The following is a 23,264-nucleotide window of genomic DNA, read 5'->3' on the forward strand; positions in this document are numbered from 1 at the left end:
TTTTGCCTGACGTTGTTGGCAGCTATCTGAGGTTCGCCCGCACCAGCAGATAGACGAGGAAGGGGCCGCCGATCGCGGCGGTGACCACGCCGACCGGGAGAGTGACCGGCAGCGCCGTGCGCGCGACCAGGTCCGCACCGATCAGCAGCAACGCCCCCACCAAGCCGGAGGCCGCCATCGGCGGCGTCGGGCACCTCGCCAGACGCATCGCCGCCTGCGGCGCCACCAGCGCGACGAACGGGACCGGGCCCGCGGCGCTCACCGCCACAGCGGCCAGCAGGACCGCGCACAACAACAGGACCGCCCGCACCATCGAGTACCGGACGCCCAGGCCGGCGGCGACCTCGTCGCCCAAGTGCATCGGCTTGAACTGGAACGCGGCACAGGACACGACGACCAGGAGGACCAGCGTGCACCACAGCGCCACCCGGACGTCGCCCCACGAGCGGCCCTCCAGCGAGCCGACCAGCCACGCCTGGGCCCGGGCCACGTCCTTGATGTCGGCCGTGGCCAGCAGCCATGTGGTGATCGCCTCCATCACGGCGCTCACCGAGATGCCGATGAGGATGAGCCGGAAGCCGTCGATACCGCGCCGCCACGCCAGGAAGTACACCAGCAGCCCGGTTCCGAGACCGCCCGCGAGCGCCGCCGCGGACAGGCCCACGGCGCTGACGACCGCCGCGGCGGTCCCGCCCGACACCGTCACCAGGAACACCGCGACCGCGCCGGCGCCCCCGGTGATCCCCAGAATGTCCGGGCTGGCCAGCGGATTGCGGGCGATGGACTGCGTCAGCGCCCCGGACACCCCCAGCGCGACCCCCACGATGAGCCCGGCCAGGGCACGCGGCATCCGCAAGTCCATGATCACGAACTCGTCGACCCGTTCGCCCCCGCCGAGGATGGTGGCGATCACCCTGGACAGGCCGATGGGGAAGTCCCCGACGCCGATGGACAGGCAGAACACCAGGAAGGTGGCCGCGGCCAACAGCAGCGTGACGCCTACCAGCCAGGGCCGCCACACGAACGACACCTGGCCGAGCCGCACGCCCGGTGCCACCGATCGCTTCACATCCGTCCCGCTCATGTGTTCTTGAACTTTCCGAGCCACACCAGGGCCGCGAAGAACGGAGCGCCCAGGAGAGCTACGACGACTCCCGCGTCCAGCTCACCCGGCCGCACCACCAGGCGCCCCACGATGTCGCAGACCAGGAGGACAACGGCCCCGAGCAGACCCGCGTACGGCACCAGCCAGCGGTAGTCCGGCCCGGTCAGATACCGGGCCACATGGGCGACCATCAGCCCGAGAAACGCGATGGGGCCGCACGCCGCCGTGGCCGCGCCCGCCAGCAGGGTGATGGCGAGGATGCCGACGGTCCGGCTCAGCGCGATGTTCACGCCCAGCCCCCGCGCCACGTCGTCACCCAGGCTGAGCAGGTTGAGGGCGGGCAGCGTGGTCAGCGCCAGTACCAACCCGACGGCGATGAACAGGGTCACCGGCCGGATGACGTCGAATCCGACACCGGCCACGGAGCCCGCGTTCCAGAACCGCAGCGCGTTCAGCGACGCCTGGTCCGACAGCGCGACCGCCGTGGTCATCGCCGCCAGGAACACCGTGATCCCCTGTCCGGCCAGCGCGAGCGTCAACGGGTTGCCGGCCCCCCGGCCGATGCTCGACAACCCGAACACCACCACACCGGCGACCGCCGCCCCCAGGAAGGCGAACCAGACATACTGGAACGGGTCGGTGAACCCGAACAGGGCGATCACCGACACCACGGCGAACGAGGCGCCGGCGTTCACCCCCAGCAGGCCCGTGTCGGCGATCGGGTTCCGCGTGTACCCCTGGATCAGCGCCCCGCCCACTCCCAGGGCGATGCCCGCCACGATCGCGAGCACCGTCCGGGGCACCCGCACGGTCCGCACGATGAGCCTGATCTCGGTGAGCCGCTGGTCGGAGTCCGGCGCCGCGAACAACCCGTGCCACACCTCGCCGGGACTCAACGCGCGCGCACCGACGGCCAGCGACACCGCCCCCGCGATCACGAGGAGCGCCACGAGCGTGCCCATTCCCACAACCCGCCGCCGTCGGGCCTCTGTCGTGCCCCTGGCCAAGGGGCGCTCAATCGCAGTCGTGCCCATGTCTCAGTACGTCATCCCTACCGGGCGGTGCAGCCGACGCCGTCGGCAGCCGACCGGGCCTCCTCGGACGCGGATGGGATGCCCCTGTCGATGAGCGAGTCCAGGATCTCGCCGACCCTGATCGCGGTGTTGGACAGCAGGGACGAGGTGATGCCGTGCGTGTGCTCCGTGCCGCCTTGCAGATAGATGCCGCAGCGCAGCCCGGGGTCCGTCACGACGCGGTAGTCACGCTCGACACGGATGCGGCCCTCGTCGTCCCTGAGGCAGCGGTCGGCGACTTCGCCGAGGAGGCCCAGGGGGTCGGCGGGGCTGTAGCCGGTGGCGAACACCACGACGTCCGCGTCCAGAAGCGTCTCCTCGCCGGTGACGAGGGATTTCACTGTCGCACGGACCTGCGCCGGCGTCTCCTTGACGTCGGCGAGCCGGGACACGTTGAGGAAGCGCAGCCGCTCGACGCCGAGGACCTTCTCCTGGTACATCTGCCGGTAGAGGTCGTCGATCAGGTCGATGTCCACCACGGAGTAGTTGGTGTTGCCGTGGTAGTCCATCAGCCGGCGCTTCACGTTCTCAGGCGCGGCGAAGTACTCGTCGACCGCCCCGGGGTCGAAGATCCGGTTGGCGAAACCACTGTCGTCGGCGGGGCTGTAGCCGTAGCGGGAGAAGACCGCGCAGACCTCGGCCCCGGGGAAGCGGCGGTGCAAGTAGGCGACGTTCTCGGCGGCGCTCTGCCCGGCGCCCACGACGATGAACCGGGAGGGCGAGGTGCCCTCCAGCTCGTCGGCCTTCGCCAGTAGTTCAGAGGTGTGCCAGACGCGGTGGCCGCGTTCCACGCCCTCGGGCATGAGGGGACGCAGTCCGGTACCGATGACGAGGTTGCGCGCCCGGTGGACGGCGAGCCCCTCCCCCGACCGGACCGTCACGTCCAAGTACTCCACGGCTCCGTCGCGGACGACAGGCACGATGCCGACGACCTCGTGGCCGTAGGAGACCATGTCCTCGACCTTGGCCGCGGCCCACTCGAAGTAGTCGTGGAACTCCACCCGCAGCGGGAAGAGGTTCTTGTGGTTGATGAAGTCGATCAACCGCCCCTTGCTCTTCAGATAGCAGAGGAAGCTGAACTCACTGGCGGGGTTCCGCAGCGTCACCAGGTCCTTGAGGAAGGACACCTGCATGGTGGCGTCGTCGATCAGCATGCCTCGGTGCCAGCCGAAGCGTGGCTGCTGCTCGAAGAATTGAGCGGTGATCGCCTCTCGCCCACCGACGCGTGCGTTGTGCTCGCTGAGTGCGATCGCCATGGCCACATTGGACGGCCCGAAGCCGATGCCAATGAGGTCGTGGACCAGTAATGCGTCACCAGGAAGAACCTGTGACATGTCACTCCCATCGTGCGGGGCAATCGCCTGTCAGGCATGGGGAAGTCGCGGTGGCCACGCCGACGGAGCGGCATGCCAGCAACTTAGGTGAGCCTAAGCTAAACCCGCGAGCCTGTCGATAGGGTCGCTCAAGCGGCCACACACGCCAACTCAGAGATCAGATCGGCCCGTTGCGGGCTAAGGTAAGCCTTGCTTTACTTGCTGCTCGGTCATCCCCTGCCCCAAGGAGGAACCCCATGCGGGTCGTCATGTTCGGCTACCAGACCTGGGGGCACCGCACCCTGCAAGCCCTCCTGGACTCCGAACACGACGTGGTCCTGGTCGTGACGCACCCCAAGAGCGAGCACGCGTACGAGAAGATCTGGAGTGACTCCGTCGCCGAGCTCGCCGAGGAGCACGGCGTCCCGGTGCTGCTCCGCAACCGCCCTGACGACGACGAGCTGTTCGAACGCCTCAAGGAGGTCGACCCGGACATCATCGTGGCGAACAACTGGCGGACGTGGATCCCTCCGCGCATCTTCGGCCTGCCGCGCCACGGCACGTTGAACATCCACGACGCGTTGCTGCCGAAGTACGCCGGCTTCTCCCCGCTGATCTGGGCCCTGATCAACGGCGAGCCCGAAGTGGGCGTCACCGCGCACATGATGAACGAGGAACTCGACGCCGGCGACATCGTCCGGCAGGAGGCGGTTCCGGTCGGACCGACGGACACCGCCACCGACCTCTTCCACAAGACCGTCGACCTCATCGCCCCGGTCACCATCGGCGCGCTCGGCCTCATCGCCGCCGGGCAGACGGAGTTCACCAAGCAGGACCGGTCCCAGGCGACCTTCTTCCACAAGCGGTCCATCGAGGACAGCCGCATCGACTGGACCTGGCCGGCGGAGGACCTCGAACGCCTGGTCCGCGCCCAGTCCGAGCCGTATCCCAGCGCCTACACCTTCCACAAGGGCAAGCGTCTCGACATCCTGGCCGCGGTCGTGTCCCAGGGCCGGTACGGCGGCACTCCCGGCCGCATCTTCTACCGCGAGGGCGACGGCGTGGCCATCGTCGCCGGAGCCGACGCCCGCACCGGCCGCAACCACGGTCTGGCGATCACGCGCGTACGGACCGAGGACGGCCGCGAGATGGGCGCCACGGAGTACTTCACCTCCATGGGCGGCTATCTGACCAGCCGCCCCTGACGTATCGGCCCGCCACGGTCCCGTCGTTGCCCTTCAGCGTCCGTGGTGGTGCATCACGTGCTTGTGCGGCTCACCGACGACCAACGCCCCTACCTCGCCGACGAGTTGCTCGACGAACCGCTCGGCGACCGACTCGTGGACGAGGACCCGGCAGGCGGCCCCGCACTCCTGCCCCGAGTTCCAGAAGCCGGCGACGCGCAGGGACGACGAGGACGGCCTCGGCCTCTTCGGTGCGCCCCTTGTTCCCCCAGCCGGCGCGGGGACTCGGGCGTGCCCAGCCCCAGCAGCACGATGAAGGTGGCGGGCAGCGTGGCACTGGCGAGCGTCCACCGCCGGCCGCCGTCACCGGCCGACAGGAGAGGTCCGGGCCGCCGCCCGGGACCGCGATCATGTGCGTATCCGCGAAGTCGACTGCGCATGTTCGTCACGGTGCCGCGGATGGACTACGGCCAGGCGTGCGACGCCATCACCGGCGAGGACACCGCCGCCTTCGACGCGTTGCGCAACGCGACGGCCAGGCGTCGCCTCAGATGGCGGCGCGAATGGCCCGTTCGAAGCCCTCGACGTGGCTGTGGGCGAGCTGTGCCGCCTTGTCGGGGTCACCGGCGACGACCGCCTCGATCAACGGTCCGTGCTCTCCGACGTGACCGGCCATGTCGGAGAGACGGTCGATGAACAGGCACCAGATGCGGGTCGCCAGGTTGTCGTGGCGGACGAGCGTGTCCTCCAGGTACGGATTGTGCGTGGCGGCGTAGATGGCGCGGTGGACCTGGAGGTCCAGGCGCATCAGCTCGGCGGCGTCGCGCCGAGGTGAATCCGCGCCCTCCAGCTCCCGCAGGACGGCCGTCAGGGTCGCACGGTCCGCGGCCGTGGCGCGCCGCGCGGCCAGCGCGGCGGCCAGGGGCTCCAACTCCTGGCGCACCTCGGAGATATGGGCCAGGTCGGTGATGTTGACGTCGGTGGCGAAGGTGCCGCGCCGGGGGTAGGTCGTGATCAGGCGCTCGTACTGGAGCCGCTTGAGCGCCTCGCGCACCGGTGTGCGCCCGACGCCGAGGGACTGCGCCAGCTGGTCCTCGTTGATCGGCGCGCCCGGGCGGATCTCGAGCATGACGAGCCGGTCGCGGATGGCGCGGTAGGCGCGCTCGGCGAGGGAGAGCTCCTCGCCCGCGGGTTCGGTCGCCACCTGCTGCATGAATGCCCCCTTGACCTGTCTCGCGAGCTCTCATACCTTACCGTAGAGGCTGATATATCAGTTGCCCATTAGTTGGCTCCCAGGATGGTGCACAGATGGCAATGAACCCGTCGACCAGCACATTCGCCTCCCCCCTCGCCCTCCCGCTCAGCGAACTCGACCCGGACGTCGCCGCCGCGGTGGAGGCCGAGCTGCACCGCCAGCAGTCCACGCTCGAGATGATCGCCTCGGAGAACTTCGCCCCGGCGGCGGTCATGGAGGCCCAGGGCTCGGTCCTGACCAACAAGTACGCCGAGGGCTACCCCGGCCGCCGCTACTACGGCGGCTGTGAGCACGTCGACGTGGTCGAGCAGATCGCCATCGACCGGGTGAAGGAGCTCTTCGGCGCCGAGGCGGCCAACGTCCAGCCGCACTCCGGCGCCCAGGCCAACGCGGCCGCGATGTTCGCCCTCCTCTCCCCCGGCGACACCATCCTCGGCCTGGACCTCGCGCACGGCGGCCATCTGACCCACGGCATGAAGATCAACTTCTCCGGCAAGCTGTACAACGTCGTGCCGTACCACGTGCGCGAATCCGATCTGCGCATCGACATGGACGAGGTCGAGCGGCTCGCGCTCGCACACCGGCCCAAGATGATCGTCGCGGGCTGGTCGGCCTACCCCCGCCGGCTGGACTTCGCCGCGTTCCGGCGGATCGCCGACGAGGTCGGCGCGTATCTGATGGTGGACATGGCGCACTTCGCCGGGCTGGTGGCCGCGGGCCTCCACCCCAACCCGGTGCCGTACGCCGACGTCGTGACGACCACCACGCACAAGACCCTCGGCGGCCCGCGCGGCGGGGTGATCCTCAGCCGTGCCGACCTGGCCAAGAGGATCAACTCGGCGGTCTTCCCGGGTCAGCAGGGCGGCCCGCTGGAGCATGTCATCGCGGCGAAGGCGGTGGCCTTCAAGGTGGCGGCGGGCGAGGAGTTCAGGGAGCGCCAGCGGCGCACCCTGGACGGCGCCCGCATCCTCGCCGGGCGGCTGCTGGCCGACGATGTGGCCGAGGCCGGGATCACGGTGCTCACCGGCGGCACCGAAGTGCATCTGGTCCTCGTCGACCTGCGGAATTCCGCGCTCGACGGGCAGCAGGCCGAGGACCGGCTGCACCGCGTCGGCATCACCGTCAACCGCAACGCGGTGCCGTTCGACCCCCGCCCGCCGATGGTCTCCTCGGGCCTGCGGATCGGCACTCCGGCCCTGGCCACCCGCGGCTTCGGCGAGACGGAGTTCCGGGAGGTCGCCGACATCATCGCCCAGGCCCTCGAGGACGAGCGGCTCGACGACGAGCGCGCGGGCCTGCTGCGCGACCGGGTCGACAAGCTCGCCTCCGCCTTCCCCCTCTACCCCCGCCTGAACGGAGACGCGGCATGACCGCCCAGCCGCCGCCGGAGCACCCGGACTTCCTCTGGCGCAACCCCGAGCCGCGCTCCTCGTACGACGTCGTCATCGTCGGCGCGGGCGGCCACGGCCTGGCCACCGCCTACTACCTCGCCCGGAACCACGGCATCACAGGCGTCGCCGTCCTGGAGAAGGGCTGGCTGGCCGGCGGCAACATGGCGCGCAACACCACGATCATCCGCTCCAACTACCTGTGCGACGAGAGCGCGGCGATCTACGAGCACGCGCTCAAGCTGTGGGAGGGCCTGCCGGAGGAGCTGGACTACGACTTCCTGTTCAGCCAGCGCGGCGTCCTCAACCTCGCGCACACCTTGCAGGACGTCCGCGAGGGCGTGCGCCGGGTGGGCGCCAACCGTCTGGGCGGCGTGGACGCCCAGTGGCTGGCGCCGGAGGAGGTCGCCGAGGTGTGCCCCATCCTCAACGTCTCGCCCCGCACCCGGTATCCGGTGCTCGGCGCCACCTTCCAGCCGCGGGCCGGTATCGCCAAGCACGACCACGTCGCGTGGGCGCTGGCGCGCCGGGCCGACGCCATGGGTGTGGACCTGATCCAGGGGTGCGAGGTCACCGGCTTCCTCAAGGACGGCGACCGGGTGGTGGGCGTCGAGACCAGCCGTGGCCGCATCCGCGCCGGCCGGGTCGGCCTCGCGGCCGCCGGGCACAGCAGTGTGCTGGCCGAGCTGGCCGGTTTCCGGCTGCCGGTGCAGTCCCATCCGCTCCAGGCGCTGGTCTCCGAACTGCACGAGCCGGTGCACCCGACCGTGGTGATGTCCAACCATGTGCACGTCTACGTCTCCCAGGCGCACAAGGGCGAGCTGGTGCTGGGCGCGGGCATCGACTCGTACAACGGCTACGGGCAGCGCGGCTCCTTCCACGTCATCGAGCAGCAGATGGCCGCCGCCGTCGAGCTGTTCCCCGTCTTCGCCCGCGCGCATGTGCTGCGGACCTGGGGCGGCATCGTCGACGTCACCCCGGACGCCTCCCCCGTCATCGGCACCACCCCCGTCGAGAACCTCTACGTCAACTGCGGCTGGGGAACCGGCGGGTTCAAGGCCACCCCGGCCGCCGGCTGGACCTTCGCGCACACCATCGCCACGGGCGAGCCGCACCAGCTGAACGCCCCCTTCGCCCTCGAACGCTTCGCGACGGGCGCGTTGATCGACGAACACGGCGCCGCGGCCGTGGCCCACTGAGGACACGCCGCGGCCGTGGCCCACTGAGAACCGGCCGAGCGCCCGCGGAGCCCGCCGAGAGCCTGAACCGAGAGCCCGCTGAGAGCCCGCTGAGAGAAGGACACCGTGCTGCTGATCACCTGCCCATGGTGCGGTCCTCGCGACGAGGCCGAGTACCACTACGGGGGACAGGCCCATGTCCCCTACCCCGAGCGCCCCGCCGACCTCGACGACGAGCAGTGGGCCGCGTACGTCTTCTACCGGGACAACCCCAAGGGCCCCTTCGCCGAGCGGTGGATGCACAGCACCGGCTGCCGCCGCTGGTTCAACGTCCTGCGCGACACCGTCAGCTACGAGGTGCTGGCCTCCTACCGGCTCGACGCGCCCCGCCCCGAACTGCCCAAGGCCGGAGGAAACCGATGACCGACCAGCCCGACCAGCGCTGTCGGCTCCGGCAGGGGGGCCGTATCGAGCGCGGCACCGTGCTGCGGTTCACCGTCGACGGGCGGGAGCTGACCGGGCACCCCGGAGACACCGTGGCCTCGGCGATGCTGGCGAACGGGGTCGTCGAGGTCGCTCCGTCGATCTACCGCGGCCGCCCGCGCGGCATCGTCGCCGCGGGTGTCGAGGAGCCCAACGCCCTGGTGCGGATCGAGGGTTCGTGCTCGGAGGGCATGCTTCCGGCGACGGCCGTGGAGCTGTACGACGGCCTGTCCGCCACCACGCTGTCCGGGAGGGGGCGGCTCGACCCGACCCCTGACCCCGCCGTCTACGACAAGAAGTACGTTCACACCGACGTCCTGGTCGTCGGCGCGGGACCGGCCGGGCTCGCGGCCGCCGCCGCTGCCGCGGGCTCCGGCGCCCGCGTGATCCTCCTCGACGACCAGCCGGAGCCCGGCGGTTCGCTGCTCTCCGGGCGCGCCGAGCGGGTCGGCGCGCAGACCGCCCTCGGGTGGGTCGCCGAGGTCCGCGCGGCGCTCGACGCCGCCCCGGAGGCCGTCGTCCTGCACCGCACCACGGCGTTCGGCGCCTACGACGACAACTACGTGCTGGCCGTGCAGCGGCGCACCGACCACCTCGGAGCCGACGCGCCCGACCCCTCCGAGGGCGTCTCGCGCCAGCGGCTGTGGCACATCCGGGCCCGCCAGGTGGTCCTGGCGACCGGCGCCCACGAGCGTCCGCTGGTCTTCGCCGGAAACGACCGGCCCGGAGTGATGCTCGCCGGGGCCGTGCGCTCCTACCTCAACCGGTACGCCGTGGCTCCGGGTTCGCGGGCGGTGGTGAGCACGACCAACGACAGCGCCTATGACACGGTCGCCGATCTCCACGCCGCCGGGATCGACATCGCCGCCGTCGTGGACGCGCGCCCCGAGCTGTCCCGCCGGGCCGCCGAGGTCGCCACGGCGACCGGGGTGCGGGTGCTGACGGGCAGTGCGGTGGTCGGCACCGCGGGCGGCGGCCGGCTCACCGGCGTCACCGTCCAGGCCCTCGACGAGGAGGGTCAACTCACCGGCTCTCCGGAGTCGTTCGACTGCGACCTGCTCGCCGTCTCGGGCGGGTGGAGCCCGGTGGTGCATCTGCACAGCCAGCGCCAGGGCAAGCTGCGCTGGGACGAGGACCTGGTCGCCTTCGTCCCCGATGGCACCGTACGGAACCAGCGGGTCGTCGGTGCGGCCCGTGGGCGTTACGACCTCGACGGCTGTCTGGCCGAGGGGGCGCGGGCCGGTGCCCGGGCCGCGACGGACGCCGGGTTCCCGGTCCCCCCGCCGTCGCCGGACGAGGCGCGGGCCGCAGGCGGCCCGACGCGCGCGCTGTGGCTGGTGCCCGCCCCCGAGGGCGGGCCCGGCGGGTGGGACACCCACTTCGTCGACCTGCAGCGCGATGTCACCGTCGCCGACGTCCGGCGGTCCACCGGCTCGGGCATGCGCGGTGTCGAGCACGTCAAGCGCTACACCTCGCTCGGCACGGCGAACGACCAGGGCAAGACCTCCGGCGTCAACGCGATCGGTGTGATCGCCGAGGTCCTCGGCGCGGGCGCGTCACCCGGAGAGATCGGCACCACGGCCTACCGGGCGCCGTACACGCCGGTGGCCTTCGCCGCCCTGGCCGGGCGGGAGCGCGGTGAGCTGTTCGACCCGGAGCGCATGACCTCCCTCCACAGCTGGCATGTCGCTCACGGGGCGGAGTTCGAGGACGTCGGGCAGTGGAAGCGCCCCTGGTACTACCCCCGGCCCGGTGAGGACATGGACACGGCCGTGGCCCGCGAGTGCCGAGCGGCCCGGGAGGGGGTGGCCTTCATGGACGCCTCCACCCTCGGCAAGATCGAGATCTGGGGCAGGGACGCCGGGGAGTTCCTGGGCCGCGTCTACACCAACGGGTTCAAGAAGCTGCGGCCCGGCATGGCCCGCTACGGCGTGATGTGCAAGCCCGACGGCATGATCTTCGACGACGGCGTGACGCTGCGCCTCGAGGAGAACCGCTACTTCATGACCACCACGACCGGCGGCGCCGCCGGAGTCCTGGACTGGCTGGAGGAGTGGCTGCAGACCGAGTGGCCGGAGCTCGACGTCCACTGCACCTCGGTGACCGAGCAGTGGGCGACGATCGCCGTGGTCGGCCCGCGGTCGCGCGAGGTCGTCGCCCATCTCGCCCCCGACGTCGACGTCTCGAACGAGGCGTTCCCCTTCATGGCCTTCCGCGAGACCACCCTGGCCTCCGGAATCCCGGCCCGCATCTGCCGGATCTCCTTCTCCGGCGAACTGGCCTACGAGATCAACGTCTCCGCGTGGTACGGCCCGGCGGTCTGGGAGGAGGTGTACGCGGTGGGCCGACCGTACGACATCACCCCGTACGGCACCGAGACCATGCACGTCCTGCGGGCCGAGAAGGGCTACATCATCGTCGGCCAGGACACCGACGGCACCGTCACCCCTACGGACGCGGGCATGTCCTGGGTGGTCTCCCAGCAGAAGGACTTCATCGGCAAGCGCTCGCACTCCCGCCCCGACACCGCCCGCACCGACCGCAAGCAGCTGGTCGGCCTGCTGCCGAGCGATCGCGTCACCCGGCTGCCCGAGGGCACGCAGCTCATCGCGCCGAACGTGCCCGTCACCCCCGAGGCCGGGCCGGTGCCGATGCTCGGCCATGTCACCTCCAGCTACCACAGCCAGGCCCTGGGCCGGCCGTTCGCCCTCGCCCTGGTCGCCGCGGGCCGGGACCGCGTCGGGGACACGCTCCTCGCCCCGGTCGGCGACGACCTCGTCCCCGTCCAGGTCACCGAACCCGTGCTCTACGACCCCGAAGGGACCAAGCGAGATGGCTGAGCCGATCGACGCGGGCCCGGTGGCGCTGCGCACCAGCCCCCTGGCACATCTGGCGGACCGGATGCGCGCGGCCGCCGTCACCGGCGCCCGCGGCGTCACGCTGGCCGAGCGGCCGTTCATCACCATGGTGAACCTGCGCCTCGACCCCGCTTCGGAAGCGGCCGACCGCGTGGAGAAGACCCTGGGGGCGCCACTCCCGCGAGAGTGCGGCCACACCACCGCGTCCGGCCCCCGGACGGTCGTCTGGCTCGGCCCCGACGAGTGGCTGGTGCTGTCCGAAGCGCCCGTCGACACCGCCGAGTTGCGGCAGGCACTCGCGGGAGACCCGGGCTCGGTCGTGGACGTCTCGGCGAATCGCACCACGCTGGAGCTGAGCGGTCCGGCCGCCCGGCAGGTGCTGGAAAAGGGCTGCCGGCTGGACCTGCACCCCCGGGCCTTCGGCCCCGGCCGGGCGGTGTCGACCACGGTGGGCCCCGTCCCGGTGCTGCTCTGGCAGCTCGACGAGGCGCCGACGTACCGGCTCCTCCCGCGGTCCTCGTTCGCCGACTATCTGGCGCGCTGGCTCATCGACGCGATGAGCGAGTTCCGCGGGCCGGAGGTGCCCTGACAAGGGCTCGGCGCGGCCGTGTCCACCGGACGTCCAGTCCTCGTCCAAACGTACGACGCAACCTGAGGAGGAGCACGCACCGAACCCGTCCAAAGGGGAGGAACTCCGATGAAGATCAAGCTGGCGTATGTGGAGCCCAGTGTCACCGTGCTGGGCACGGTCGAGGAACTGACCGGATGGCTGACCATCGGGCAGACCTTCGACAACGTCATCACCACGCACCGGCGCCTCAGCTGACGGCGGCCGATACCACCCGCTCCGCTCCCGCCTCCTTCGGGCGGGAGCGGATGCCGCTCGGCCCCGCCTGACAGCGGCGGGGCATCAGGTACCGGCTGGACCAGATGGCGAAAAGGGGTGCTCTGTTGCTGGTCGGGGACTTTCTCGGAATCTCCGGTCGGGTGGATTTCGACGCCGCCGACGCGGACATCGGGCTCGCCCACCTGTCCTTCGCAAGCCGGGGAACACCGCCGTCCCCTCACCGGGCGGTGCGGCGACTGGCCCCGAACGCTTCCCTCCGGCCGGTGGAGACCGGCCCCGGGGAGCATCTGCTGCTGTCCGGTCCGGTGACCCGTCCGGCGACGGACGGATGGCAGCGGCGGATCGCGGATCTGGTCCGCGAGGGCCGCCATGCGGAACTCGCGCGGCTGCCCGGTGAACTGTGCGGGGCCCTGGTGACCCCGCACAAGGTGACGCTGTTCCGGAACCTCGTCAGCACCGAGGGGCTGCTGTACCGCAAGGACGGCCCGGTGGTGCGGTGGTCCACCGACCCGGCCGACCTGCTCCACCGGGAACGCGAGGAGTTCAGCCGGCAGGCCATCTGGCGGTGCTGCCGCGGCGACGAGGTCTTCATCTACCACGGGCTGACCCCCGTGCGCCCCGGCGAGCTGGTCGTCGCCGACCGGAAGACCCTGTCCACCGTCCGTTTCGACGCTCTCGCGCCGCTGGACCTGCCACGCCGCACCCCCCTGGCCCAGTACGCCGAGCTCGCCTACGAGATGCTGCTGCGGGAGGCCCGGGCGTACGTCGGAGCGGGGCGGGTCGGAGTCATGGTCAGCGGCGGGCTCGACTCGGCGGCCGTGCTGTGCGCGCTGGTCGAGGCCGGGGCCGATGTGGTCGCCTACCACCATGTGGTGGACGACCCGCTGGCCGACGAGTCCGCGTACGCGCGCACGATCTGCGACCACCTGTCCGTCCCGCTGGAGATGGTCAAGGCGGGCTACGACAGCGACTTCCCACCGCGCGAGCGCTCCTTCTCCCACCCCTTCCTGAACGTGGGATTTCCCTGGCTGGAGCAGCTGGCGGAGCGGGTGAGCGGCGACGGCATCAGGCTGCTGGTGTGGGGCAGGGACGGCGACCTGCGGTTCGGCCCGCTCCGCTACGGTCTGCACGACGCCCTGGCCGGAGACATCCCGTTCCGCGAGAGGGCGGCGCTGTGCGCGGGTCTGATCAGCTCCCGCTGGGAACTCCCGCGGATCGTCCGCACCGCCTCCCGGTCCCGCTCGCTGTTCGACGACGTCCGGACCGGCGGCGGCCTCGCCCGGGCCACGGACTTCCTCGAACCCGTGCCGGGCGTCCCGGACGACCCGTTCGCGGACGTACCGGCCGAGGACGACTACTCGGTCAAGGACGCCTGCGCGCATCTGACCTCGTGGCGGCCGCGCGGAATCATGATGTGCAACCCTCTGGGCTCCCGGGACCTGCGCGGGCTGGCCGCGCGGATGCCCGACGCGTATCGGATGATCCCCTACCAGGGGCAGGTGATCACCAAGCCGGTGCTCCGGCTGCTGCTGTCCACCCGGCTGCCCGCTTCCGTATGGCGCCGGTACGGACGCCTGTGGATGTCCTCCGCGCACAAGCACCGCGCCCTGGCGGACGCGGGCGTCTTCCACGAACTGATGGGCGGACCCGACTCCCGGCTCGTCCGCATGGGTGTGGTGAACCCGGAGCGGCTGGCCGAGGTGCTGACCGACCCGCACCGCAGGCGCCGCAACGCCGAAACGCTGGTCCACGCCGCCATGACCGAGATCTTCCTGCGTCACTACGAGGGAAGGACCCCTTGACCGTGAACCCCGCTCCTCTGCTGCGCCTGGCCGACCACGCCGTCTTCGACCCGACCGACGAGGCCGGGGTGATCCTCGACACCCGCAAGGATATCTATCTGGCCCTGAACGCGACCGCGACGCTGATGCTCGGCGCCGCCCTGCGGTTCGGCACGCTCGAGGAGGTGGCCGCTCACCTCGGGGAACTGGTGGAGGCGCCCATCAGCACCCTCGAGGCCGGCGTCACCACCCTCGCGCACCAGCTCGCCCAGCACGGCCTGCTCGCCCCCGCCGAGGAGGGGCGCCCATGAGAGCCCTCACCAAGCCCCTGGCGGACTGGGAGTTCTTCCTGGCGGACCCGGCCCCGGACGCGGCGCCACCGCCGGGCGTGCCACCGCTCTTACGGCTGCGCGCGCTCCGGGCCACCGCCGTCACGGCATGGACCTACCGACGTCACGGCTGGGGCAGGGCCCGCCTGCTCCTCGAGGGAGCCCGGCCGGCCCCGGGCGCCTGGCATCCGCGCGAACTCCCCCCGGCCGTGAGTGTCCACCTGGCCCGGCGACAGGTGTTCTGGTCCCAGTCGGTGCTGCGGGTCCTGATGCCCCGGGCGGACTGCCTGCCCCGTTCCCTGGCCCTGGCCCGTTGTCTGTCGGCTCTGGGACTGCCCGCCGAGGTCTGTGTGGCCAGGGCGCTGACCAGCACGTTCGAGAAGGACACCTTCCACGCCTGGACCGAGATCCACGGCACCGTGCTCAATGACAACCAGGACGTCACCGTCGGATATCGCGTGCTGCGGCGCATCGGCTCCTCCCATCTGACGGACGCTCCGGCGGCGCCCGGGCGGCGACCGGGGCTCGCCCCGTGAGCAGCGCACCCGGCCACCGGCCGTCCCGCCTGTGGCCGTACCTCGCCCCGCACCGTGGCCCGCTGCTGGCGGTCATGGGGCTTTCCCTGGTCTCGGCGGCCGCGGCCCTCGCCCAGCCGCTGCTGGTCCAGCGGACACTGGGCGCGGCGAGCGGGGGCTCCGGCCTCGGCATCGCCCTCGCCCTCCTGGTCGGTGTGGTGGTGACGGCCGCGGCCCTGGAGGGAGTCCAGCGCTATCTGCTCCAGCGCACCGCGGAGGGCGTGGTCCTCATGGCCCGCCGCACCCTGGTGGAGACGCTGCTGCGGCTGCCGGTCGGGGAGTTCGACCGGCGGCGCACCGGAGACCTGATCTCCCGGGTGGGCGCCGACACCACTGTGCTGCGGTCCGTGGTGACCGGCGGTCTGGTGGACCTGGGCTCGGGCGTGGTGGTCGCCCTCGGTGCCGTGGTCCTGATGGGGAGTATCGATCCACCGCTGCTGGTGGTGACCCTGCTGTCGGTGGGGGCCGGCGTCGTCGCCGTGGCCACGGTCTCGCGCCGCGTCCGGCGCCTGAGCGGCCAGGCCCAGCAGGCCGTGGGCGCCATGACGGCCTCCGTCGAGCGGGCGCTGACCGCGGTGCGCACCATCCGTGCCGCCCGCGCCGAGGAACGTGAGGCCACGCAGGTCGGGCGGAGTGCGGCGGCCGCCTACGAAGCCGGGCTCCGCGTGGCCCGCCTGGAGTCACTGGCCGTCCCCTTGACCCATGTCGCGATGCAGGCGGCCCTCCTGTCGGTGCTGGGCTACGGCAGCGCCCGCGTGGCGTCGGGTGCGGTGGGCGTGGCGGACCTCGTCGCGTTCGTCCTCTATCTCCTGCTGTTCGTGCAGCCCATGGCCCAGGCGCTGCAGGCGTACACCACCCTCCAGGCCGGGCTCGGGGCGCTCGCCCGGATCGAGGAGGTGCGGGCCCTGCCCACCGAGCCCCAGGCCGGCCGCGCGGCCGTCCACCGTCCTCTGCCCGTCGGCCCGGCGCACCGGCCGGCCCTCGCCTTCGAGGACGTCGACTTCGACTATCCCGACGGCACACCCGTGCTGCGGGGCGTCAGCCTGGACATCCCGCGGGGCTTCCGGGTCGCGCTCGTCGGGCCCTCCGGCGCGGGCAAGAGCACCCTGCTCGCCCTGGCCGAGCGGTTCTACGAGCCGACGGCGGGCGCCGTCCGCCTCCACGGGGTCGACACCCGTGAACTGCCGCTCGCCGCCCTGCGCGGCCAACTCGGCTATGTCGAACAGGACGCGCCCGCGCTGGCCGGCAGCCTGCGGGACAACCTGCTGCTGGGCGCGCCGGACGCCGACGACGCCACCTTGCTGCGTGTGCTCGGCACCGTGAACCTGTGCGGTCTCGCCCATCGCACCCCCCAGGGGCTGGACGCCCAGGTCGGGGACGGCGGGGTGCTGCTCTCCGGCGGCGAACGCCAGCGGCTGGCCATCGCCCGCGTACTGCTGGCGGCCCCACCGCTGCTCCTGCTGGACGAACCGACCGCCAGCCTGGACGCCCGCAACGAGGCCGCTCTGGCCGAGGCGATCGACTCCGTCTCCGTCAACCGCACCGTGCTGGTCGTGGCCCACCGGCTGTCCACGATCGTCCGCTCCGACCTCATCGTCGTACTCGAAGAGGGCCGGGTCGTCGCCCGCGGTACCCATGCCGAACTCCTCGACACCTCGCCGCTGTACCGGGAACTGGCCGGACGTCAGCTTCTCGTCTGAGACGACGCCTTCCCGTCCGGACCGAAGGCACCACCGGGGGGCGGGAGGCCAGGTCGGCGCAGGGCTAACGCAAGGTGGAGGACGCGTCGGCGGCGTCGCTGTCGCCGCGGGCCAGCGCCGCACCGAGCCGGGCGCGCGCCTGCTCGTCGCGCTCACCGGTGCTCGCCGCGACCGCTTCGGCTCTGACGTGGTAGACGACGGCTTCGCCCGGACGTCCGGCCCCGCGCAGCGCCTCACCGAGGCCGTTGAGCGCGGACGCCTCGCCGTAGCGCTCGCCGATCGTACGGAACAGGCGCAGGGCCTGGCGGTGGTGATCGGCGGCCACGAGAGGCAGCCCCTGCCGCAGGTACACATCCCCCAGGCCGGTCATCGCATATCCCTGGCCCCCGTGGTGGCCGAACCGGCGGAAGAGCTCGAGGGCCTGACCGTGGTGGTCGGCTGCCGCCTCGTAACGGCCTCGGTGGAAATGCACGGTGCCGAGGTTGGTCAGCGTGCGGGCCCGGCCGATCTGGTCGCCCGTCACGCCGTGCAGCTCCAGTGCCCGGCGCTGGTAGGCGTCGGCCAGGTCGTACTCCCCCTGGCGCTGGCACACATTGCCGAGGTTGGTCAGGGTGCGGGCCTGGCCGACCTGATCGCCCAGCTCCTCGTACAGCGACAGGGCCTGCTGGTGGCAGTGCGCGGCGGACGGGTGGTCGCCCGACCGCCAGTGCACATTGCCCAGATTGGACAGCGTACGGGCCTGGCCCGCCCGGTCGCCGGACGCGCGATGGAGGATCAGGGCCTGCCGCAGGTGGACGGCGGCCGATCGGTACGTGCCGAGCCGCCAGTGGGCGACGCCGAGGTTGGTCAGCGCGTGGGCTTGACCGGCGCGGTCACCGATGTGCTCGGCCGCGCGCAGCGCGTGGGTGTGGAACGACAGCGCCTCCATGTGGTGGCCGCCGTCCAGGTGGCGGAAGAGCACGGCGGCCAGACCCACGGCGTATCCGGCCCGGTGTCCGTCCGCGGCCATGGCACAGACCGAGCTCATGACGGGGATCTCGGCGGACAGCCAGGCCCGGGCCGCCGCCTGGTCCCGCATCGGCGGGACCGGTGCCGCCGTGGGCGCGGCGCCGGGGCGGTGGTGCCGCTCGGCGGGGTAGAGCGTGTCCATCGCCGCGGTGGCACCGGCCAGGTAGTGGTCGAGCAGGCGGGTGCCGGCCGCTCGGCGGTCCTCCTGCTTGTCGCACATGAGCGACAGGCGGTCCGCGTAGGCGCGCAGGAGGTCGTGCATGGCGTACCGCCCGGGCCCGGAGGACTGGACCAGATGGGCCCGGGTCAGCAGGGCGAGCCGGCGGCCGGCCCGGTCCGCGTCCTCGCCGGTGAGGGCGGCGGTGGCGGGCACGCCGAAGTCCGGGCCCGGGTGCAGTGCGAGCAGCCGGAACGTCCGGGCGGCCGCGGGAGGCAGATGTCGGTAGGACCAGAAGAACACCGACCGCACGGTGGCACGGGAGTCCCCACCGGCATCCAGCAAGTCGAGCCGCCGTTGCTGGTCGCTCAACTCCGCCACCAGCTCGGACAAGGTCACTCCCGGGCGGGCGGCGGCCAGTTCGGCCGCCACCCGCAGCGTCAGCGGCAGCCGGGCGCACTGCTCGGCCAGTACCGCGGACGAGGTGTGGTCCGCCTGGGCCCGGTCGCCGATGAGCAGGCGCAGCAGCGCGGTCGCCTCGGCGGGGAGCAGCGGACCGAGTTCGATCCGCCGGGCGCCGTGCAGCGCCACCAGACCGGCCAGGCTGTCCCTGCTGGTCACCACCACCGCGCAGGAGGGCGTACCCGGCAGAAGCGGGCGCACCTGCTCGACCGACAGGGCGTTGTCCAGCACGATGAGCATCCGGCGGTCGGCCATCTCGGTGCGGTAGCGGCTCGCCCGCTCGTCCGGGTCGAGAGGTATGTGCCGGCCGCTCAGCCCCAGGGCGCGCAGGAAGCGGGTGAGGGCGTCGCCGGAGGACAGCGGCCGGTCCGGGTCGTAGCCGCGCAGATTGACGTACAGCTGCCCGTCGGGAAACCGGTCGCGTGCCCGATGCGCCCAGTGGACGGCCAGCGCGGTCTTCCCGGCGCCGGCGGTGCCGGAGATCACCGAGATCGTCATGGTCGTGGGGCCGGGCGTCCGGCCCTCGGGCCGCTCGTCCCCGGCCCAGGGCCGGTCGAGCGCGGACAGCTCGGCGGACCGGCCGGTGAAGCCGTAGACGTCCGCCGGGAGTTGGGCGGGCGGGGCGGGAGCGGGGGTCGGGGCGGTTGGGTCCGGGCTCGTCGCCTGATCGTCACCGGGCCGCCGGGGTCCGGGTTCGGCTTCGGGTCGGGGTCCGGGTTCGGGTCGGGGTCCGGGTTCGGGTTCGGGTCGGGGTTGGGGTCGGGATCCGCGTCCGGATCCGCGTCCGGGTTCGGGGACGTCCGACATGACGTCGGCCCCACGGGAAGGCGCTCCCGTGGGGCCGGCCGCACGGGCGCCCGGTCTCCCGGCCGTCTCCCCCAGCAACGCGGTGTACGCCGCGGTCAGTTCGGCGCCGGGCTCCACACCCAGTTCGTCGGCGAGTCTGCGCCGGCTGTCCAGATAGATCGCGAAGGCCGTGTCCCGCTGTCCGACGGCACCGTGGGCCCGCATCAGACGGGCCTGCGCCCTCTCGTCCAGCGGGTGTGCGGCCGCGGCCTCCGCCAGAACGGACAGGGCCTCTTCGGCCGCGCCCGCGGCGATCATCGCATCGCCGTACTTGGCCACCGCGGCCCGCCGCTCCTCGGCCAGCGCGACCACCGCGGGATGAGCTGCCAGGAGGGGCAGATCCGCCATCGGCGGGGACTGCCACAGCCGGAGCGCCTCGTCCAGCAGCGCTGCCGCGCCGCGGCCGTCGCCGTCGCGCCGTGCGGCCTCGGCCCGCGTCGTCAGCTGCCGAAAGCGTGACAGGTCGACGTCATCCTGGGGAACGCGGAGGGCGTAGCCGTCCCCGACCCTGGGCAGCAGCGCGCTGGGGGTCCTGACCGGACGGGCGGGCTCCAGCAGGCGGCGTAATCGCTTGACGTAGGTCTGGATCAGGTTGACGGCGCTGCGTGGCGGCCGGTCTCTCCAGAGGGCATCGGCCAATTCCGCCCGGGAGAGCGACCGCCCTCCTGCCAGAACCAGCAGGCCGAGGAGGGCCCGCTGGTGAGGTGTGCCGAGGTCGATTCCGGCCTCGTCGTGCCAGGCCCGTAACGGCCCAAGTACCTGAATCCGCATGGTCCCCCCGACCCGACCCGAGCCCCGCCCCAGCCCGCCCCCGGACGCGAGACGGCCTCCACCCGCGTATGCCAGGTGGACATGCTTCTCGCAAGCACCGACGGTGTCCAGAAATCCCTTTCCCCTCCCCGCCGTATTCGGCCATGAACGCTTCCGGTCGGGCGGCACGCGCTGACTCATCAGCACTCATCAACCCATGGTCTTGGCCCATATCTCTGGCCGATATCCAGCTTGCCGCTCGTCCTGACGTGGCCTGGATAATTCTGCCGTCGTCGCCGCGCACTGCCGGCGCGGCGCCGTGGTTCGGGGAGGGTCCATTCCGCCTTCCCGTCTGATCCACCTCGGTTTCCCTCTGTTCCTCTCCGCTCTTCCCTGCTCCTTCCTGCTCCGCCCTGTTCCAACGCACCAGCCGGGAATTCAGTGATGGTCATGCGCGCTCGTGGAACGGTTCGGCACCTTTTCGGCATCAAGCGAAGACACCCTGGGAGACACACGTGAGAAAGCTGAAGCTGGGCAGCAGATCGGCCCGCATGGGATCCGCGCTGGCGGTCGGCTTATTGATGGTGAGCGGGCTGACGGCCACGTCGGCCGACGCCGCGCCGTCCTCGGCCAACGCCTCGCCCGAACTGGGCGTACGCTTCTACCCCGACGGCGACGGCCAGTGCGACGGGCCGACGAATCCGCCGGAGCGGTGGGTCACCGCACCCGACTGGACCTCCACCATCCGCCTGGACACCGACAACCGCGCGGGCGGCTGCCAGCTGGCCTTCGGCATCTACGACCCGTCGAACACTCTCGCGGGCCTGAACGTCACCTACACCTGGATGGCAGAGCCCGGCAGCGACGAGAGCCAGTGCGAGAACGAGGGCACGCACACGATCCCGATCAAGCCGTTCAAGACATTCGGCGACAACATCCGGGTGGACACCGACGGCCGAGCGGGCTGGTGCAACCTCACCTTCGCCCTGTCCGGCCGCTCGGACATCGTGCTCAACGTGCAGTGGTACGGCGATGGCGGACGCGACGCCTCGGGGCAGTGCAAGAATTACATTCCGCAGGGCAGCTGGGACACGGTCTATGAAGGCACCCCCGTGACGGTGGGCGACGACACCGACGGCCGCGCCGGCGGCTGCTACCTGTCGCTCCGTCTGAACCGCCTGTTCTAGTCCGCCAGCCCGCCAGACCGCTCCGAGGGATCACCCTGCCGGTGAAACCGGCCGCCGCCCGCTGGCCCCGCTGATCATTGACCGGGCCAGTGGGCCGCCCTTCGACGACGGTACCGCCTGTGAGGCCGGTCGGCTGAACGGCGCTCCGACGGATCATGGTGTCCCACGATCGGCGTCGCTCGGGCCCAGCCGCACACAGCATTCCCCGGGCTCGGGAGCCAGCACGGCCCGGACCCCGCTGACCTCGAGGCCGTTGAGGTAGCCGGCGAGGAAAGCACGGTTCATGCCGCACACCAATTCGGGGGCCTTCGCGGTCAGCGGGTGGAACGGGCAGTTGCGCAGCCGGAGTTCGGTGGGGGCTTCCCGGACGGGTTCATAGCCGTACTCATCCAGCAGGCGCTCACAGACGGTCAGCCCGCGCTCGGGGCCCAGGCGGCCCGGGCGGGTCTCGTCCCGCGCGGTCTCGCCCATCCGCCGACCGCGCTGCTCGGCGGTCCGCACCGCCGCCTGCGCCGCGTTTTCGTCGGCCCCCTCGGTGAGGACGGCGTCCAGGAGGAGGTCCGCCAAGAGTTCATGGCGCCGCTCGGGGATGCTGACCGTGATCTGAGCGTCGGTGGGTTCGTACACCTTCGGCCGTCTGCCGACCTTCCGCATCCCGCCGGGCGTTTCGTAGCGGGCGCGCAGCAGGCCGGCATCGACGAGCTTGTCGAGGTGGAAGGCGGCCAGCTTGCGGGAGATGCCGACGCTCGCGGCGGCCTCGTCACGGGTGACGGCACGGCCGGCACGCCGGATGAAGACGAACATGCGCCGCCGCGAGTCCTCGCTCAGGACGCTGACGGAGTCGATGGCGGTATGGACCGCATCGACAGGCGGGGTCGAGTCAGAAGCCACCAGAGCACGATAACGCCCACTCACATAGGCAGAAGCGCCCTTTGAGCTCACTGCTCTGCTTGGCTTGACGCGCCACCTCAATAAGACCAAGATTCATTGGCGAAACTCGTTGGGGAGCCAGGAGTGTCCGGCTGCCCTCGACATGGCTCATCTCGGGAGTTCCCCATGGACAACGTCCTCGCCCTGCTCACGGCTCTGGACAACGGTGGCAGCTGACATGACCGAGCTCGCGCCCCACGCCGCCGCCCGAATACACCCGCACGACCAGGAGGAGCCGGCACCCGCGGGCCCCGCCCTGCGGGTGGTCCACGAGTCCGGCGTCATCGACCTGGCCGCCGCGGAAGCCGCGGCCGGCCAGTTCCTCAACGCCCTGGGCATCTCCACCGCGTCGGAGAGCCTGCGCGGCACACCGGGCCGGATGGCCCGCGCATATGCCGAACTGTTCAGCCCGCGCCCCTTCGACCTGACCACCTTCCCCAACGACGAGGGCTACGACGAACTCGTCCTGGCCCGCCGCATCCCCGTCCGGTCGGTGTGCGAACACCATCTGCTGCCGTTCGTGGGCACCGCGCACGTCGGCTACCTGCCCGGCGGCCGCATCCTGGGCCTGTCGAAGCTGGCCCGGGTCGTCGAGCACTTCGCCTGCCGCCCACAGGTCCAGGAACGCCTGACCAAGCAGGTCGCCGACTGGCTGCAGACCCATCTGGAGCCCAAGGGCGTCGGTGTGGTGATCGAGGCGGAGCACTCCTGTATGACTCTGCGCGGCGTCCAGGCCACCGGATCGAGCACCATGACCTCCACCCTGCTCGGGCTGCTGCGCTCCGACGCCCGCTCGCGCGGCGAATTCCTCGCCCTGACCGGCGCGGCTTCGTGACCGTCACCCCCGCACAGGTG

General features: G+C 71.7%; 20 protein-coding genes. 13 read left to right on the forward strand and 7 right to left on the reverse strand.

Annotated elements, in window-relative coordinates; all coding sequences use genetic code 11:
- Nucleotides 1-22 precede the first annotated feature (22 nt).
- The 3 genes from IEJ02_RS04650 to IEJ02_RS04660 are packed head-to-tail and all read right to left on the reverse strand — an operon-like array spanning nucleotide 23 to nucleotide 3,512.
- Nucleotides 23-1,084: a FecCD family ABC transporter permease gene (locus tag IEJ02_RS04650; protein WP_191063505.1), complete on the reverse strand. Its 1,062-nt coding sequence runs from the start codon at nucleotides 1,082-1,084 to the stop codon at nucleotides 23-25.
- Nucleotides 1,081-2,139 carry a FecCD family ABC transporter permease gene (locus IEJ02_RS04655; protein ID WP_191063506.1) on the reverse strand — a complete coding sequence of 353 codons (1,059 nt, stop codon included), beginning with the start codon at nucleotides 2,137-2,139 and terminating at the stop codon, nucleotides 1,081-1,083. The genes IEJ02_RS04650 and IEJ02_RS04655 overlap by 4 nt, the downstream gene beginning before the upstream one ends.
- 17 nt (nucleotides 2,140-2,156) lie before the next feature.
- The gene (locus IEJ02_RS04660; RefSeq protein WP_191063507.1) at nucleotides 2,157-3,512 is read right to left on the reverse strand and encodes a lysine N(6)-hydroxylase/L-ornithine N(5)-oxygenase family protein; all 1,356 of its coding nucleotides are present in this window, start codon (nucleotides 3,510-3,512) and stop codon (nucleotides 2,157-2,159) included.
- Nucleotides 3,513-3,748: 236 nt separating this feature from the next.
- Between IEJ02_RS04660 and IEJ02_RS04665 the strand changes: the two genes are divergently transcribed.
- Entirely contained in the window at nucleotides 3,749-4,696 is a 948-nt protein-coding gene (locus IEJ02_RS04665; RefSeq protein WP_191063508.1) for a methionyl-tRNA formyltransferase, read from the forward strand.
- 33 nt (nucleotides 4,697-4,729) lie between these two features.
- Here the strand turns inward: IEJ02_RS04665 and IEJ02_RS50255 are convergent, their stop codons facing one another.
- Complete coding sequence (locus IEJ02_RS50255; protein ID WP_317985718.1) at nucleotides 4,730-5,026, reverse strand: aldehyde dehydrogenase family protein; 297 nt, start codon at nucleotides 5,024-5,026, stop codon at nucleotides 4,730-4,732.
- Between the two features lie 196 nt (nucleotides 5,027-5,222).
- Nucleotides 5,223-5,888 (reverse strand): GntR family transcriptional regulator, encoded by a 666-nt coding sequence (locus tag IEJ02_RS04675; RefSeq protein WP_191063509.1) that lies wholly within the window; start codon nucleotides 5,886-5,888, stop codon nucleotides 5,223-5,225.
- Nucleotides 5,889-5,983: 95 nt separating this feature from the next.
- Between IEJ02_RS04675 and glyA the strand changes: the two genes are divergently transcribed.
- From glyA to IEJ02_RS04720, 10 genes are all read left to right on the forward strand, one after another.
- A complete protein-coding gene (gene glyA, locus IEJ02_RS04680; protein WP_191063510.1) occupies nucleotides 5,984-7,300 on the forward strand; it encodes a serine hydroxymethyltransferase in 1,317 nt (438 codons plus the stop codon).
- The gene (locus IEJ02_RS04685; RefSeq protein WP_191063511.1) at nucleotides 7,297-8,517 is read left to right on the forward strand and encodes a sarcosine oxidase subunit beta family protein; all 1,221 of its coding nucleotides are present in this window, start codon (nucleotides 7,297-7,299) and stop codon (nucleotides 8,515-8,517) included. Before glyA ends, IEJ02_RS04685 begins: the two co-directional genes overlap by 4 nt.
- 105 nt (nucleotides 8,518-8,622) lie before the next feature.
- Entirely contained in the window at nucleotides 8,623-8,919 is a 297-nt protein-coding gene (locus IEJ02_RS04690; RefSeq protein WP_191063512.1) for a sarcosine oxidase subunit delta, read from the forward strand.
- Entirely contained in the window at nucleotides 8,916-11,819 is a 2,904-nt protein-coding gene (locus IEJ02_RS04695) for a sarcosine oxidase subunit alpha family protein (protein WP_191063513.1), read from the forward strand. Before IEJ02_RS04690 ends, IEJ02_RS04695 begins: the two co-directional genes overlap by 4 nt.
- The gene (locus tag IEJ02_RS04700; RefSeq protein ID WP_191063514.1) at nucleotides 11,812-12,426 is read left to right on the forward strand and encodes a sarcosine oxidase subunit gamma; all 615 of its coding nucleotides are present in this window, start codon (nucleotides 11,812-11,814) and stop codon (nucleotides 12,424-12,426) included. Before IEJ02_RS04695 ends, IEJ02_RS04700 begins: the two co-directional genes overlap by 8 nt.
- A gap of 108 nt (nucleotides 12,427-12,534) precedes the next feature.
- Nucleotides 12,535-12,663: a hypothetical protein gene (locus IEJ02_RS49710; RefSeq protein ID WP_263407905.1), complete on the forward strand. Its 129-nt coding sequence runs from the start codon at nucleotides 12,535-12,537 to the stop codon at nucleotides 12,661-12,663.
- A 161-nt stretch (nucleotides 12,664-12,824) separates the two neighbouring features.
- Nucleotides 12,825-14,486: an asparagine synthase-related protein gene (locus IEJ02_RS50260; protein ID WP_191063515.1), complete on the forward strand. Its 1,662-nt coding sequence runs from the start codon at nucleotides 12,825-12,827 to the stop codon at nucleotides 14,484-14,486.
- A gap of 2 nt (nucleotides 14,487-14,488) precedes the next feature.
- Complete coding sequence (locus tag IEJ02_RS04710; RefSeq protein WP_191063516.1) at nucleotides 14,489-14,776, forward strand: PqqD family protein; 288 nt, start codon at nucleotides 14,489-14,491, stop codon at nucleotides 14,774-14,776.
- The gene (locus tag IEJ02_RS04715) at nucleotides 14,773-15,330 is read left to right on the forward strand and encodes a lasso peptide biosynthesis B2 protein (RefSeq protein ID WP_191063517.1); all 558 of its coding nucleotides are present in this window, start codon (nucleotides 14,773-14,775) and stop codon (nucleotides 15,328-15,330) included. The genes IEJ02_RS04710 and IEJ02_RS04715 overlap by 4 nt, the downstream gene beginning before the upstream one ends.
- Nucleotides 15,327-17,069 (forward strand): ABC transporter ATP-binding protein, encoded by a 1,743-nt coding sequence (locus tag IEJ02_RS04720; RefSeq protein WP_317985719.1) that lies wholly within the window; start codon nucleotides 15,327-15,329, stop codon nucleotides 17,067-17,069. The genes IEJ02_RS04715 and IEJ02_RS04720 overlap by 4 nt, the downstream gene beginning before the upstream one ends.
- Before the next feature lie 64 nt (nucleotides 17,070-17,133).
- On the opposite strand, the gene IEJ02_RS04725 is transcribed toward IEJ02_RS04720, so the two are convergent.
- On the reverse strand, nucleotides 17,134-20,313 hold the full coding sequence (locus IEJ02_RS04725) for an AfsR/SARP family transcriptional regulator (protein ID WP_191063518.1): 3,180 nt from the start codon (nucleotides 20,311-20,313) through the stop codon (nucleotides 17,134-17,136).
- Between the two features lie 494 nt (nucleotides 20,314-20,807).
- Between IEJ02_RS04725 and IEJ02_RS04730 the strand changes: the two genes are divergently transcribed.
- Nucleotides 20,808-21,479: a hypothetical protein gene (locus IEJ02_RS04730; RefSeq protein WP_275558210.1), complete on the forward strand. Its 672-nt coding sequence runs from the start codon at nucleotides 20,808-20,810 to the stop codon at nucleotides 21,477-21,479.
- Nucleotides 21,480-21,632: 153 nt separating this feature from the next.
- Here the strand turns inward: IEJ02_RS04730 and IEJ02_RS04735 are convergent, their stop codons facing one another.
- Nucleotides 21,633-22,370, reverse strand: coding sequence for a helix-turn-helix transcriptional regulator (locus tag IEJ02_RS04735; protein WP_275558209.1), 738 nt, complete (start codon nucleotides 22,368-22,370; stop codon nucleotides 21,633-21,635).
- A 217-nt stretch (nucleotides 22,371-22,587) separates the two neighbouring features.
- On the opposite strand from IEJ02_RS04735, the gene folE reads away from it, so the two are divergent.
- Complete coding sequence (gene folE, locus IEJ02_RS04740) at nucleotides 22,588-23,244, forward strand: GTP cyclohydrolase I FolE (protein ID WP_191063519.1); 657 nt, start codon at nucleotides 22,588-22,590, stop codon at nucleotides 23,242-23,244.
- Nucleotides 23,245-23,264: the final 20 nt, after the last annotated feature.

This window comes from Streptomyces sp. 5-10 (assembly GCF_014712245.1).
Lineage (GTDB): Bacteria > Actinomycetota > Actinomycetes > Streptomycetales > Streptomycetaceae > Streptomyces > Streptomyces violaceusniger.